Genomic DNA, 13,968 nt, shown 5'->3' on the forward strand with positions numbered 1-13,968 from the left:
CTACGGCTCGTTCCCGATGTACATCGTCTGCGGAGTGGCGAGCTACCTGTACGCCATGACACGGCTGCCGCTGTACTCGCGGGGCACCTCGTTCCCGCTGGTGATGGCGATCGCGGGCCCGCTCATGATCCTGCCGAACGTAGGCCTGAACGAATGGGGCCACGCCTTCTGGTTCATGGAAGAACTGTTCAGCGCGCCGCTGCACTGGGGCTTCGTGATCCTGGGCTGGTCGGGGCTGTTTGCAGGCGGGATCGCAGCGCAGATCATCACGCGCTACTCCAACCTGACCGACGTCGTCTGGAACGGCCAGAGCAAGGTCATCCTCAACAACCAGATCGTACCGTAACCCCATACGATCGCACTGCCGGAACCGCTCTGCCTTCCTTGAAGACAGGGCGGTTTCCTTCCCCTTCAAGAAGCAGAAAAACGCATCGCACCGTTCAGTCGCCGCGCGCAGGCACCAGCACTTCGCGATTGCCGTTGGATTGCATGGACGAGACGAGACCCGCCCGCTCCATTTCCTCGATGAGCCGCGCGGCACGGTTGTAGCCGATCCGAAGATGCCGCTGTACCAGCGAGATCGAGGCCCGACGGGTCTTGAGCACCATCGTGACCGCTTCGTCGTACAGCGGATCGGCTTCGCCTTCGGAGGCCCCGCCCCCCTCGCCGTACCCGCCACCATTCTCTTCATCGATGGAATCGAGCACACCCTCCACATAGCGCGGCTCACCATGCTCCTTTAGATACTCGACCACGCGATGCACCTCCTGGTCGGCAACGAAGGCGCCGTGCACCCGCTGCGGATAGCCGCTCCCGGGCGGCAAATAAAGCATATCCCCCTGTCCCAGCAGCGCCTCCGCTCCCATCTGGTCCAGAATGGTGCGGGAATCCACCTTGCTCGACACCTGGAATGCCACCCGCGTCGGGATATTGGCCTTGATCAGCCCGGTGATCACGTCCACCGAGGGGCGTTGCGTGGCGAGCAGCAGGTGCACGCCCGCGGCGCGCGCCTTCTGCGCCAGTCGCGCGATGAGTTCCTCGACCTTCTTGCCCACCACCATCATCAAATCCGCCAACTCGTCTATGACCACGACGATCAAAGGCATCTCCTCCAGCAAATCAGGGGCGTCCGGCGTCAGGCTGAAGGGATTCTCCAGCGGCTTGCCTCCCCGGGCCGCTTCGCGCACCTTCTGGTTGTATCCTCCCAGATTGCGCACACCCAGGGACGACATCAGCCGGTAGCGGCGCTCCATCTCCGCCACGCACCAGCGCAACGCGCCTGCAGCCTGCCGCATGTCGGTCACCACGGGTGCCAGCAGGTGCGGGATGCCCTCGTACACCGACAGTTCCAACATCTTCGGGTCCACCAGGATCAGCCGTACCTGCTCGGGCGTTGCCTTATAGAGGAGGCTCAGAATCATGGCGTTGATCGCGACCGACTTGCCCGATCCCGTGGTCCCGGCCACCAGCACGTGCGGCATCCTTGCCAGATCCGCCACCACGGGATGGCCGCCGATATCCTTGCCCAGCGCAATGGTCAACGGCGAGCCCATGCCTGAGTATGCCTGCGAACCCAGTATCTCCGACAAGCGCACCACCTGGCGACGGGAATTGGGAATCTCCAATCCCATGCTGGTCTTGCCGGGAATGGTCTCGACCACGCGTATGCTCACCACCGACAGGGAACGGGCCAAATCCTTGACCAGATTGAGAATCTGGCTGCCCTTCACCCCCACTGCAGGCTCGATCTCATAGCGGGTGATGACCGGGCCGGGGTATGCCGCCATGACCTTTACCTCGACGCCGAAGTCGATCAGCTTGCGCTCGATCAAACGGGACGTGAATTCCAGCGTATCCGCCGGCAGCACCTCCATGTCACCGGGCGGCTCGTCCAGCAGGCGCAGCGGCGGCAGCGCCGAATCCGGCAGATCGACGAACAGGGGCACCTGCTTCTCCTTGATCACCCGCGAGGACCGAGGTATGACGGTAGTCGGCGGTTCGATGTGCAGGGGCGGGTGTTCGTGAAAGCGCTTCTTGTCGACCTCCACCCGTTCATCGCGCCGGCTTGCGGAGACCAGGCCCGCGCGCCGATCCTGCCAGTTTTCCCAGCAGCGTCCCGCCAGCAACCAGCCATCCTCGATCGCCGCACCCAGTTTTTCGGTGAAACGTATCCATGACAGGCCGGTGAACAGGCTGAAGCCGATCGCCATGAGCACCAGCAACGCCAGCGTCGCACCGGTGAACCCCAGCGTCTGGGACAGACCCTCACTGAGGGTCTGTCCCAGCAGGCCGCCCGGGGCCTGCGGTAGCTCAGCCTTCAGGGTATAGAGGCGCAACGCTTCGAAACCGCTGCTGGCGGCCAGCAGCAGCATGAAGCCTATCACCGAGATGAGCAACGGACGGCGATCGAACACCCCCGTGGCGTCGATGCGATGATAGCTCCACACGGTCAGGCATAGAAAGAACAGCACCCACCACCAGGCGGTAACGCCGAACAGGTACAGCAACAGATCCGCCAGCCAGGCACCGGCGGTGCCGCCGGGATTGCGTGGAAAACCGTCGCTGCTGTGAGACCAGCCAGGATCGGCGCGGTCATATCCGGACAATATCAGGACGAGATAGAGCACCACCCCCAGCAGAACGAGCCCCCAGGACTCGCGCAACAGCCTGACGATCCTCGAAGGCAACGGATTTGCGCCGGGTTTTTTTGCCATCGGCTTATTGACGAAACTCATGGTTGGCAGATGCCGGGAAGCGGGCATGGGCGACGAATGGATTGATTATATAGGCAATATCGACCATGCAGGCAAATCCCGCGGCAATCCTCTCCCTGAATACCGCTATCCGGCAGAAGCATCGGCCAGCCTTTCGTCCAGCAATTCGATCCAGTGGTCGACCGGCCGCGATGCGCCGCTGCGCAGGTGCATCATGCATCCTATGTTGGCAGTGGCGATACGCACGGGAGCGCCGGATTCCAATGCCTCCACCTTGTTTCTCAGCAATCGCTGCGACAATTCGGGTTGCAGGATGGAATAGGTACCTGCCGATCCGCAGCACAGATGAGCATCCGGCACGTGCGTCAACTCGAATCCTGCCTCGTCCAGAATTCTCTCCACCATGCCCCGAATCCGCAAGCCATGCTGCAGCGTGCAGGGGGAATGGAAGGCGAGCTTCGATGCGCGCACCCCGTCCCTGCGGCGTGCGAGTCGCGCCGCAAGAGGCCCCGCTTCCATGGCGAGCACTTCGCTGATGTCCCGGGACAGCTCGGAAATACGCGCCGCCCGGGCGGCATATGCCGGATCATGGCGCAGAAGATGGCCGTACTCCTTCACCGTCACGCCGCATCCGCTGGCCGTCATGACGATGGCTTCGGCACCCCGCCCCATCCCTTCGCCGCCCTTCCGCTCCTCGCCGCTGACGTAGGGCCACCAGGCGTCCACATTGCGGCGCATGTGATCCAGCCCTTCGTGCTGGGCGTTGAGATGGTACGACACCGCGCCGCAGCATCCCGCGTCCGGCACCGTGATCAGCGAGATGCCCAGCCGGTCCAGCACCCGTGCCGCCGCCGCGTTGATGCCTGGTGCCAGCGTCGGCTGCACGCAGCCTTCCAGCACCAGCATCCGGCGGGCGTGGCGGGCGGGCGGCCAGTCCCCGGCGGCCCCCGGCGGTGGGGCGGGTACCGCGTCCTTGAGCCTGCCCGGCAGCAAGGGGCGCAGGGTCTGCCCCAGCTTGAACAGGGATGCGAACACACCCGCTTCGGGCAGGGTGCGGCGCAACGCATAACGTATCGCCCGCGCCGGCGCGCCACGCCCGACCTGCTGTTCCACGATGCCCCGGCCGATGTCCACAAGGCGCCCGTAGCGCACGCCGGAGGGGCAGGCCGTTTCACATGCGCGGCAGGTCAGGCATCGATCCAGGTGCAGTTGCGTCCTGTGCGTCACCGGCTCGCCCTCGAACATTTGCTTCATCAGGTAGATGCGTCCCCGCGGACTGTCGAGTTCGTCGCCCAGCAACTGGTAGGTGGGGCAGGTGGCAAGGCAGAAACCGCAGTGCACGCAGCTGCGCAGAATCTCGTCCGCCTCCCGTCCTTCCGGCGTATCCTTGATGAAATCGGCGAGCCTGGTTTGCATGTCGTGCCTGAATGTGCCGTCTACTGGTCTAAAATTGAGGGTACAGCCTGCCCGGATTGAGTATTCCCGCCGGATCGAATCTCTGCTTCAGGCGCCTGTGGATGTCCATCATGGCCGGTTCTAGCGGATGAAACGCGTCCGCATGCGCTCCGGTACCGCGGAACCGGGTCGCATGCCCGCCCGCAGCAGCTGCGATGGCACGTACACCGAGCGCGTCGCTCCCGGTCTTGCCCCCCCCATCTCGCCACCACCGCAGCGCACCGCCCCATTCCAGCAGCTGTGGCCCCGGCAGTGACAGCGGCGGTAGCGTCGGCTTCACCGAAAGGCGCCAGAGGGTACCGCCGCCTCGAAAAAAAGCGTGCTTCTGCTCGCGTATCGACTCCCAGAATGCCGCGCCAGCAGCGATTTCGTCACCGCCCAGCTTCGTTCGCGCGGCACGTACGGCCGACTCGGCGCCCGACAGCCTCAGCGTCAACACTCCATCCCAGAAGCAGGTCGCCGAGACAGGCAGGGGCCTGCCCGCCCACTGGTTCATCCGACCGATCGCCTCGGCCTCCTGCATCTCCCAGCACAAGGTGGTTTCCGCTGGCGGGAGCGGCAGCACCTTGAGGGAAACCTCCAGCAACAGTCCCAGCGTACCCATCGATCCCACCATCAGGCGCGAAATATCGTATCCCGCTACGTTCTTCATGACCCGCCCGCCGAAACGGAGGTCGTTTCCCCGGCCATCGAGCATGCGCACCCCCAGCACGAAGTCTCGCACCGCACCGGCGGACGCCCGGCGCGGACCCGACAATCCCGTTGCGACACAACCGCCCAGCGTCGCGGAAGGCCCGAAGTGGGGCGGCTCGAACGCCATCATCTGCCCACAGGCACGCAGCTCGACCGAGAGATCCGCCAGACGGGTCCCTGCGCGCGCGGTGACCACCAGTTCGGTGGGCTCATACTCCACGATCCCCGCATGCCCTCCCGCCTCCAGCATGTGGGCATCAACCCCTGGAATACGGTTGCCGTAGAAGTCCTTGCTGCCTCCCCCGCGGATACGCAGCGGCGCTCCGCCATTTGCCGCAGTGCGGAGGACGTCCCTGAACTCGTCGATGAGATGCTGCACCTGCCCCATGCCAGACCACGCAAAAAATTGAAAATGAACGACCCTCAGAACCTCGGCAGCCCCGGAAACCTGTCCGTGCCCCCGTGTACGTGCATCGCGCCGTGCTCGGCGCAGCGGCGCAGAGTGGGGACGGCCTTGCCGGGATTCAGCAGTGCATCCGGGTCGAAAGCTGCCTTGACCGCGTGGAACGCTTCCAGCTCCCCCGGCCCGAACTGGGCGCACATCTGGTCGATCTTTTCAATGCCCACGCCGTGCTCCCCGGTGATGGTACCCCCGACGCGCACGCACATCTCCAGGATCCTCGCGCCGAAGCGCTCGGTCCGCTCCAGTTCGCCGGGCCGGCTGGCGTCATAGAGGATGAGCGGATGCAGGTTGCCGTCACCGGCGTGAAAGACATTCATGCAGCGCAGGCCGTATTCGGCGGAAAGCGCCTCGATTCCGCCCAGTACCTCCGCCAGCCGGTTGCGGGGAATGGTGCCATCCATGCAGTAGTAATCGGGAGAAATGCGTCCCGCCGCCGGAAATGCCGCCTTGCGGCCGGCCCAGAACCTGAGCCGCTCCGCCTCGCTGCCGGACAGCCTGACATCGACCGCGCCGCTCATCTGCATGATCCGCTCGACCCGGTGCATCTCGTCCTCGACCTCCTCCGCCGCGCCGTCCGCCTCGCACAGCAGGATCGCGGCGGCGGTGAGGTCGTAGCCGGCGTGCGCATAGGCTTCCACGGCGCGCGCAGCGACGCCGTCCATCATTTCCATCCCGGCCGGGATGATGCCCGCGCCGATCACGCTTGCCACCGCATCCGCCGCCTTGCGGATGTCGTCGAACGCAGCCATCGCCACCCGCGCGCATTCCGGCCGGGGAATGAGCTTCACCGTCACCTCGGTGACCACTCCCAGCATGCCTTCGCTGCCCGTCATGAGGGCCAGCAGATCGTAGCCGGGAGAATCAAGACACGCTCCGCCGACCTCCAGAATCGCGCCCGTCATGGTCAGCACCCGCAACCCGAGGATGTTGTGCACCGTGAGCCCATACTTCAGGCAGTGTACGCCCCCGGAATTCTCCGCCACGTTGCCGCCGATGGAGCAGGCGATCTGCGAGGAGGGATCCGGAGCATAGTGGAGGCCGTATGGCGCGACCGCCTCGCTGATGGCGAGATTGCGCACCCCTGGCTGCACGCGGGCGGTGCGCGCTATCGGATCCACTTCGAGAATGCGCTTCAGCCGGGCAAGCGACAGCAGTACCCCCTGCTCATGGGGCAGCGCCCCTCCCGACAGGCCGGTACCCGCGCCGCGCGCCACGACCGGAATCTTCCGTGCATGACAGATCCGGAGTACCGCCGCCACCTCCGCCTCATCCTGCGGCAATGCCACGGCCATGGGCAGCTGCCGGTACGCCGACAGTCCATCGCACTCGTAGGGCCTCAGATCCTCGATCTCATGCAGCACCGCGTCGCAGGGCAACACCGCTCGCAGGCTGGCAACCAGCTCGGCAAGGCTCATGGCATCGGGGACGGCGTGCCGATTTCATGGCCTGCCTCCCTCTCCAGCGCCTTCACCAGCGCCGAGCTGTCCCACCCTCCGCCGCCACAGGCCATGCAGGCGTCGAGCAGCGCCTGGGTGGCGGCCGTGTTGGGAAGATTGAGACCCAGTGCGCGCGCGTCCGAAAGCGCGAGCGCGAGATCCTTGCGATGCAGTTCGATCCGGAAACCGGGATCGAACGCACGCCGGAGCATGCGCTCACCGTGCACCTCGAGGACGCGCGATGCGGCAAATCCCCCGAGCAGGGCCTCGCGCACGCGGGCAGGATCGACGCCTGCCCGGGAGGCAAACAGGAGCGCCTCGCCGACCGCCTCGATGGTGAGCACGACCACGATCTGGTTGGCAAGCTTGCAGGTCTGACCGGCACCGCAGTCGCCGATCCGGGTGATGCGGCTGCCCAGCAACGCCAGAATCGGCCTCATCCGCTCGAACACTTCCGGTGGGGCACCTACCATGATGGTCAGGGTGGCGTTCCGTGCGCCGATGTCACCCCCCGATACCGGTGCATCGGCGTAACTGCAGCCGTACCGGCCGATTCTCGCCGCGAATTCCCGGGTCGCACCGGGCGAAACGGTGCTCATGTCCACCACCGTCTTGCCGGGACTCAGGCCATGCGCCACGCCCTCCTCGCCGAACAGCACGCGCTCCACATCCGCAGTGTCGGGCAGCATGGTCACGATCAGATCGGCGCGACGCGCCACCTCTACAGGCGAGGCGCAGGCCCGGCCGCCATGCAACAGCAGCGTCTCCGGCACGCCGCTGCGGCTATGCAGGAACAACGTGTGCCCGCCCGCGATGAGGTGTTCCGCCATGGGCCTGCCCATGGTGCCCAGCCCGATGAAGCCGATATCCATCCCGTTTCGATCCCGTCAGCAGATTTTCTCACGCATCTCCGCCACGCCGGCAAATTTCGCCTGCGATACGGCGGCATGACCCGAAGTATGCCGTATCGGACTTCGAAAACGCCAGTGGCGCACCGGAAATGTCTTATCATTCGACTTTTTCAGGCGATCAGGCGTCCATGGCGGATGCCGGTCATACCGACATGCCATTTCCCGGCGACGTCATATTCCATGACCTGCGCGGCGACCCGATCCAGGTCCCGCTGTTTTTCCGTTCCAGCAAGGCAGGGCATTGAATCCGCACCCCATCGTCATCATCGGCAGCGGGCTTGCCGGGTATACCGCGGCCCGGGAGTTGCGCAGGCTCGACACCGGCATCCCGATGCAGATGATTTCCGCGGATCATGCCGGCTTCTATTCCAAACCCATGCTGTCGAATGCCCTGGCATCGGGCAGAACGCCTCAGGTCATTCTCAATGCCGACGCCGAGAAGATGGCCGGACAACTGAAGATGGACATTCGCCCGCACACCCGTGTCGTCGCCCTGCAGCCGGACGCGCACCGCATCGTCCTGCAGAGCGGCGACACGCTCCGCTACGGCCGGCTCGTGCTGGCGCTGGGCGCCGATCCGATCCGCCTGCCGCTGGAAGGAGACGGCGCCGACGCAATCCTGTCGGTCAACGATCTTGACGACTACCGGCGTCTGCACAACGCCTTGCAAGGAAAACGGGAGGTCGCCATCCTGGGCGCGGGACTGATCGGATGCGAATTTGCCAACGACCTCGCGGCGGCGGGCTATCGAGTGCACCTGATCGATCTCGCAGCCCAGCCGCTGGGGCGACTCCTGCCCCCGCTCGGCGGAGCCTACCTGAGAAACCGGCTGGAGGCGATCGGCATCACCTTCCATCTGGAGACGACGGTGCGGCGCATGGAGCGTGCGGCCGAATGCCTGCTCCTGACACTCGACAACGGCACCGCGATTCACGCGGATGTCGTCCTCTCCGCGATCGGCCTGCGGCCCCGTACCGCCCTGGCCCGAACGGCAGGGATCGAGGTGAACCGCGGCATCGTGGTGGACCGCTTCCTGCGGACCCGATACCCGGACGTCTACGCGCTTGGCGACTGCGCCGAGGTGGAAGGCAGGGTGCTGCCCTTCGTCATGCCCATCATGCACGCCGCACGCGGACTGGCGGCAACGCTCGCGCACACCCCGACGCCGGTGCGGTATCCCGCCATGCCCGTGGTGGTCAAGACGCCCGCCTGCGCGGCGGTCGTTTCGCCTGCAGACGCGCACATCCCCGGAGAATGGTCGGTGGAGGAAGGCGGAGACGGCGTCAAGGCCCTGTTTCGCGACCTGGAGGACAGGCTGCTGGGATATGCGCTGCTGGGTGCAGCCACCGGCGAAAAGAACCAGTTGAGCGCACAACTCCCCCCCGTGATGGCGTGACGCGGAATCCCGCGCCCCATCTAGGAATTCCCATGCGCTCCGCCGGGATTCGGCGAGAACGCTTTCGCCCTTGCCGGGTCTTATCAACAGGAGGAGCAAGCCCATCAAAAAATTTACGATCCATCGAAAATTCTATATAATCGATTTGCTGGAATCCAGCATGCATGTGAATGGAGGTGTCAAGTGAAAACAATCTTTAAAAACAATATTTCTTACGGCCTTCTGTTTGTTGCATCGGCATCGATGCTCGGCGCGCCGGCATGGGCTCAAAGCAAGGCGGATATCCAGAGGCAATTCAACCAGGAAACGATTTCCCGGCCCTTCAGCGTTGCCGACGAAGCCACGCTCAATTCAGCGCTCGACGCCGCCACGAAAAGGGCGACGCCGACCAAGTCGCCCGGCTATCCCGGATCGAACATACCGATCCTCGGCGGATTCGGCTACTATGGACATTATGCCCGGCCGTATTATGGTGGATACTACGGCGGTTACTACAATCCGTACTACCGCGGCTGGTGGTAATCCCGCCGGCCGCCGCAAGTTCCGGCCGGAACTTGCGGCGGCCGGGAATGCCGGTATTCCTGAAGACGTCGCCGAACATCAGCCATCAATAAAAGGGAGAAAAAAATGATTCACCCATACAGCAAGCGCACCCTGGCGCTGGCGGGGGCCATGGTGTTCGCCATGGTATTGAGCGGGTGTGCCGCAGTGCACACCTCGATCGCCAAGAAGGATCTGGACGTCCAGACCAAGATGAGCGATACCATCTTCCTCGACCCGGTCGAGCCCAGCAAGAAAACCATTTACCTCAACATCCGGAATACGTCCGACAAGACCAATTTCGACATCGCGGGCCCCGTTGCGCGGGTGCTGGAAGGCAAGGGCTACAAAATCCTGCAGGATCCGAAGAAAGCCCACTACTGGTTGCAGGTAAACGTCCTGAGCGTGGACAAGGCGAGCCCGACGGCGGCCGAGAGTGCCCTCAGGGCGGGCTACGGCGGTGCCACCCTCGCGGGTGCGGCGGTGGGCGCTGCGACCGGCGCCGCGCTAGGCGGCTGGGGCGGCGCGGGGATCGGCGGACTGGCGGGCGCAGCGGCCTTCGGCATCGCGGATACGATCGCGGGCGCGGCGGTGAAGGACGTGCTGTTCATGGCCATCACCGATGTCGAAATCGCGGAGCGCGCCGAGGATGGGGTCATCATCCGCCAGGACAACCAGCAGGACGCCAAGCAGGGGGTGGGCGGGTCGAGAAGGCAGACCTCCACCAAGGTCAGCGACATGAACAAGTACCGCACCCGAGTGGTCAGCACGGCCAACAAGGTCAACCTTCAGTACGAAGAGGCCGCGCCGGATCTGACCGCCGGGTTGACACGCTCGATCTCCGGGCTGTTCTGATCCTTCGCCGTTTCCAGGGACGATGGCCTTGATCCGTTGCCTCGCGATCAGAGCCATGTTCTCTATACACGTCTCCAGCATGCCGGCCCTTGGCATCCTCCCCGCAGCAGGCCGCCGATCCGGGTCCGCAGGTGGGGACGACGCATATTCCCATGCAACCGATCGGAGCATATGATGAACGCACCCCTCTCCAGTGTGATTGCGGCCCTGGCCCTCTGCCTGTTTACCAGTGGCGGCTACGCGCAACACCCTCCCAAGGATGCGGCGGACAGCAAGAAGGGACTGGAGCGCATGAGCAAGGAACTCGGACTCAGCGCCGACCAGAGATCGAAGGTCGAGGCGCTGTTCGAGGCGGAAAGGAAGAAGGTGGAGGCCATCTTCGAGGAAGAGAAGCAGAAGCTGCAGCGCGTGCAGGAGGAAACCCGGGCAGGTCTCGAGAAGGTTCTGACACCCGAGCAGATGAAGAAGCTGGAGCAGAAGATGAAGGAAAGCGCGAAGGGTCAGCAGAAGAGATAGAAGCGGGGAAGCGCTCCCTTCGCTTTACAGCCCGAGTTCCCCCCAGATTGCGTCCACCTTTGCCTTGACCGCCGCGTCCATCGCGATCGGCCTTCCCCACTCCCGGTTCGTCTCGCCGGGCCACTTGTTGGTCGCATCCAGGCCCATCTTTCCCCCCAGCCCGGACACCGGGCTGGCGAAATCGAGATAGTCGATGGGTGTGTTCTCCACGATCAGGGTGTCGCGCACGGGGTCGACACGGGTGGTAATGGCCCAGATGACCTCTTTCCAGTCGCGGATGTCGACGTCGTCGTCGGTGACAACGATGAACTTGGTGTACATGAACTGCCGCAGGAAACTCCACACGCCGAACATGACCCGCTTGGCATGGCCCGCATACTGCTTCTTCATGCTGACCACCGCCATGCGGTAGGAGCAGCCTTCCGGGGGCAGGTAGAAGTCGACGATCTCCGTGAACTGCTTCTGCAGCAGAGGCACGAACACCTCGTTGAGCGCCACACCCAGGACGGCGGGTTCGTCCGGAGGCTTGCCCGTATAGGTGGAGTGATAGATCGGGTCGCGCCGCATGGTGATGCGCTCGACGGTGAACACCGGGAAGACCTCCTGTTCGTTGTAGTACCCGGTATGGTCGCCGAAAGGGCCTTCCAGCGCGGTCTCGCCGGGATGGATGTGGCCTTCGAGAACGATCTCGGCGCTGGCCGGAACCTGCAGGTCGTGGCTCAGGCACCTGACGATCTCCGTCTTCGCCCCGCGCAACAGGCCGGCAAACTGGTATTCGCTCAGGCTGTCCGGCACCGGCGTCACTGCGCCGAGCATGGTGGCCGGATCTGCTCCCAGCGCCACCGCCACGGGATAGGGCTGCCCCGGATGAGCGCCGCAGAAGTCGTGATAATCCAACGCGCCACCGCGATGGGCCAGCCAGCGCATGATGAGCTTGTCGCGACCGATGACCTGTTGCCGATAAATCCCGAGATTCTGCCGCGTCTTGTGCGGTCCGCGGGTGACGGTCAGCCCCCAGGTGATCAGCGGTCCCACGTCTCCGGGCCAGCAGGTCTGGATCGGCAGCCTGCCCAGGTCCACGTCGCCCCCCTCCCACACGACCTCCTGGCAGGGTGCCTGCGTCAGCACCCTGGGCGCCATGTTGAGCACCTGCTTCAGCACGGGCAGCTTATCCCACGCGTCCCTCAGGCCCTTGAGCGGATCGGGTTCCTTCAGGTAGGCGAGCAACTTGCCCACCTCGCGCAGCGCTGCCACCGACGCCTGCCCCATCCCCATAGCCACGCGCCGCGGCGTGCCGAACAGGTTGCCGAGCACCGGAATGGCGTGGTGCCTGGGGTGCTCGAACAGGATCGCGGGGCCGCCCGTCTTCAGCACCCGGTCGCAGATCTCGGTCATCTCCAGATGGGGATCGACCTCCGCAGCGACCCGCTTCAACTCCCCCTGGCTTTCAAGTTGGGCGACAAAGTCGCGCAGATCCCTGTACTTCACGGTATCGTACCCGTCAGATAGTCCAGCGCGATGCCGGCGAATACCGCCGCGCCCACCCAGTTGTTGTGCAGAAAGGCCCGGAAGCAGCGCTCCCGCTCGCGATTGCGGATCAGACGGTACTGGTAGGCTGCCAATCCCGCCGCGAGCGCCAGCCCCGCGTAGTACGCGACCCCCAGCCCCCGGATCGAGCCCACGGCCACCATGATTCCCAGGAAAACGGCATGGCACGCCATCACCCCCGCCACGTCGAAGCGTCCGAGGGTGATGGCGGACGTCCGGATGCCGATCCTGAGATCGTCCGCCTTGTCCACCATGGCGTACTCGGTATCGTAGGCGATCACCCACAGCAGATTGGCCGCCATCAGCATCCAGGCGAGAAACGGCACCGATCCCGTCAGCGCCGCAAAAGCCATGGGAATGCCGAAACCGAAGGCAACGCCCAGGTAAGCCTGCGGCATGGCGAAGAAGCGCTTGGTGTAGGGGTAGCTTGCGGCCAGGAACAGGGCACATGCCGAAAGCTCGAGTGTCAATCGGTTCAGCGGCAGGATCAGGATGAACGCGCACAGGCTCAGTCCCGCCGCCAGCAACAGCGCCTCGGTGGTGCCGACCGCGCCCACCGCCAGCGGCCGGGCGCGGGTGCGCTCGACGTGCCCGTCGAAGTCCCGATCGGCATAGTCGTTGATGATGCATCCGGCAGAGCGCATCAGCACCGTGCCCGCCAGGAATATCGCCAGTACACTCATGTCGGGCACGCCGTCGGCTGCAAGCCACAGTCCCCACAACGTCGGCCACAGCAGCAGCAGTATGCCGATGGGCTTGTCCAGCCGCATCAGCTTCTCGTAGTGTCCCAGGCGCTGCGCCAGCGTCATGATGTCAGGCCCAGTATGGCGGGGAGAAATACTTCGGTGACGAGTATGGACTGTCCCCGCAGAGCGAACAGGGAGCGACGCGCCCACAGGCCCGAAGGGCGTACCACCAGCTCCCGGCAGGCGCGGTGGAAAAGCGGGTGGGCTGCGGTCAGCTTCCTGAACCGCAGCGGCGTACGCTCGATCACGGGATTGGAGAACAGCACCGTGCCGAGCGAACGGCTGCCGAGCCCGTGCAGCCTGCACCATGCGCCGCGAAGATCGCGCCTCGCCACTACCGAGTGCGCGAACACCACCGGCGTCTCGCCGCAGTAGAGGTAGACTTCCCGGATCAGCGCCAACTCGTTGCGGCGCAGGCGCATGACGTCACGTTCGTCCTCGCACGCCACGCCCAGCGACTGGAACACGGGCCTGACGTGAAAATCCCCGCGGCAGCGCTGCTGGATGAGCCGCGTGAGCGAGCCGCGGTTCTGCAACCAGCCGCGAGCGGCGGCAGAGCGCGGCAGGGGATCAGGATGCCAGCTGTACGGGAAGGCAGCATTCATCAAGTCGAAAAAGATGAATTATGCCGCATAATCCGGCACGACTGAATCCTCCCTCCCCTGATCGGCCGGGCAACACATCCCTTGAAGGCA

Annotated in this window: 13 protein-coding genes; 5 read left to right on the plus strand and 8 right to left on the minus strand. The window is 64.6% G+C overall.

The window, feature by feature from the left end; translation table 11 throughout:
* Window positions 1-346, plus strand: a 346-nt coding sequence (locus BT108_RS07655; protein ID WP_304528468.1) for a methane monooxygenase/ammonia monooxygenase subunit C, incomplete at its 5' end; no start/stop codon positions are given.
* Between the two features lie 94 nt (window positions 347-440).
* Here the strand turns inward: BT108_RS07655 and BT108_RS07660 are convergent.
* From BT108_RS07660 to BT108_RS07680, 5 genes are all read right to left on the minus strand, one after another.
* Window positions 441-2,735 carry a DNA translocase FtsK gene (locus tag BT108_RS07660; RefSeq protein WP_072293955.1) on the minus strand — a complete coding sequence of 765 codons (2,295 nt, stop codon included), beginning with the start codon at window positions 2,733-2,735 and terminating at the stop codon, window positions 441-443.
* Window positions 2,736-2,840: 105 nt separating this feature from the next.
* Complete coding sequence (glcF, locus tag BT108_RS07665; protein WP_072293956.1) at window positions 2,841-4,130, minus strand: glycolate oxidase subunit GlcF; 1,290 nt, start codon at window positions 4,128-4,130, stop codon at window positions 2,841-2,843.
* Window positions 4,131-4,158: 28 nt separating this feature from the next.
* Window positions 4,159-5,241 carry a glycolate oxidase subunit GlcE gene (gene glcE, locus BT108_RS07670; RefSeq protein ID WP_072294037.1) on the minus strand — a complete coding sequence of 361 codons (1,083 nt, stop codon included), beginning with the start codon at window positions 5,239-5,241 and terminating at the stop codon, window positions 4,159-4,161.
* A 44-nt stretch (window positions 5,242-5,285) separates the two neighbouring features.
* Entirely contained in the window at window positions 5,286-6,740 is a 1,455-nt protein-coding gene (locus tag BT108_RS07675; RefSeq protein WP_072293957.1) for an FAD-linked oxidase C-terminal domain-containing protein, read from the minus strand.
* Complete coding sequence (locus BT108_RS07680) at window positions 6,737-7,633, minus strand: 2-hydroxy-3-oxopropionate reductase (protein ID WP_072293958.1); 897 nt, start codon at window positions 7,631-7,633, stop codon at window positions 6,737-6,739. The genes BT108_RS07675 and BT108_RS07680 overlap by 4 nt, the downstream gene beginning before the upstream one ends.
* 280 nt (window positions 7,634-7,913) lie before the next feature.
* Here BT108_RS07680 and BT108_RS07685 point away from each other — a divergent pair, with 280 nt between their 5' ends.
* From BT108_RS07685 to BT108_RS07700, 4 genes are all read left to right on the plus strand, one after another.
* Window positions 7,914-9,068 carry an NAD(P)/FAD-dependent oxidoreductase gene (locus tag BT108_RS07685; protein ID WP_072293959.1) on the plus strand — a complete coding sequence of 385 codons (1,155 nt, stop codon included), beginning with the start codon at window positions 7,914-7,916 and terminating at the stop codon, window positions 9,066-9,068.
* Window positions 9,069-9,251: 183 nt separating this feature from the next.
* Window positions 9,252-9,590, plus strand: coding sequence for a hypothetical protein (locus tag BT108_RS07690; RefSeq protein ID WP_072293960.1), 339 nt, complete (start codon window positions 9,252-9,254; stop codon window positions 9,588-9,590).
* Between the two features lie 105 nt (window positions 9,591-9,695).
* Window positions 9,696-10,463 (plus strand): complement resistance protein TraT, encoded by a 768-nt coding sequence (locus BT108_RS07695; protein WP_072293961.1) that lies wholly within the window; start codon window positions 9,696-9,698, stop codon window positions 10,461-10,463.
* Window positions 10,464-10,634: 171 nt separating this feature from the next.
* A complete protein-coding gene (locus BT108_RS07700) occupies window positions 10,635-10,979 on the plus strand; it encodes a Spy/CpxP family protein refolding chaperone (protein WP_083566305.1) in 345 nt (114 codons plus the stop codon).
* Between the two features lie 24 nt (window positions 10,980-11,003).
* Here BT108_RS07700 and ubiD read toward each other — a convergent pair whose 3' ends face one another.
* The 3 genes from ubiD to BT108_RS07715 are packed head-to-tail and all read right to left on the minus strand — an operon-like array spanning window position 11,004 to window position 13,878.
* Window positions 11,004-12,467: a 4-hydroxy-3-polyprenylbenzoate decarboxylase gene (gene ubiD / locus BT108_RS07705; protein ID WP_072293962.1), complete on the minus strand. Its 1,464-nt coding sequence runs from the start codon at window positions 12,465-12,467 to the stop codon at window positions 11,004-11,006.
* Window positions 12,464-13,336 (minus strand): 4-hydroxybenzoate octaprenyltransferase, encoded by an 873-nt coding sequence (ubiA, locus tag BT108_RS07710; protein ID WP_072293963.1) that lies wholly within the window; start codon window positions 13,334-13,336, stop codon window positions 12,464-12,466. The genes ubiD and ubiA overlap by 4 nt, the downstream gene beginning before the upstream one ends.
* On the minus strand, window positions 13,333-13,878 hold the full coding sequence (locus tag BT108_RS07715) for a chorismate--pyruvate lyase family protein (protein ID WP_072293964.1): 546 nt from the start codon (window positions 13,876-13,878) through the stop codon (window positions 13,333-13,335). Before BT108_RS07715 ends, ubiA begins: the two co-directional genes overlap by 4 nt.
* Window positions 13,879-13,968 lie beyond the last annotated feature (90 nt).

It is taken from the genome of Nitrosovibrio sp. Nv17 (assembly GCF_900119085.1).
Lineage (GTDB): Bacteria > Pseudomonadota > Gammaproteobacteria > Burkholderiales > Nitrosomonadaceae > Nitrosospira.

Bases quoted from the DNA above. Each gene is read 5' to 3' on its own strand.
- BT108_RS07660 (WP_072293955.1), bottom strand. From the start codon at position 2,735: ATGAGTTTCGTCAATAAGCCGATGGCAAAAAAACCCGGCGCAAATCCG.
- glcF (WP_072293956.1), bottom strand. From the start codon at position 4,130: ATGCAAACCAGGCTCGCCGATTTCATCAAGGATACGCCGGAAGGACGG.
- BT108_RS07675 (WP_072293957.1), bottom strand. From the start codon at position 6,740: ATGAGCCTTGCCGAGCTGGTTGCCAGCCTGCGAGCGGTGTTGCCCTGC.
- BT108_RS07680 (WP_072293958.1), bottom strand. From the start codon at position 7,633: ATGGATATCGGCTTCATCGGGCTGGGCACCATGGGCAGGCCCATGGCG.
- BT108_RS07695 (WP_072293961.1), top strand. From the start codon at position 9,696: ATGATTCACCCATACAGCAAGCGCACCCTGGCGCTGGCGGGGGCCATG.
- BT108_RS07700 (WP_083566305.1), top strand. From the start codon at position 10,635: ATGATGAACGCACCCCTCTCCAGTGTGATTGCGGCCCTGGCCCTCTGC.
- ubiA (WP_072293963.1), bottom strand. From the start codon at position 13,336: ATGACGCTGGCGCAGCGCCTGGGACACTACGAGAAGCTGATGCGGCTG.
- BT108_RS07715 (WP_072293964.1), bottom strand. From the start codon at position 13,878: ATGAATGCTGCCTTCCCGTACAGCTGGCATCCTGATCCCCTGCCGCGC.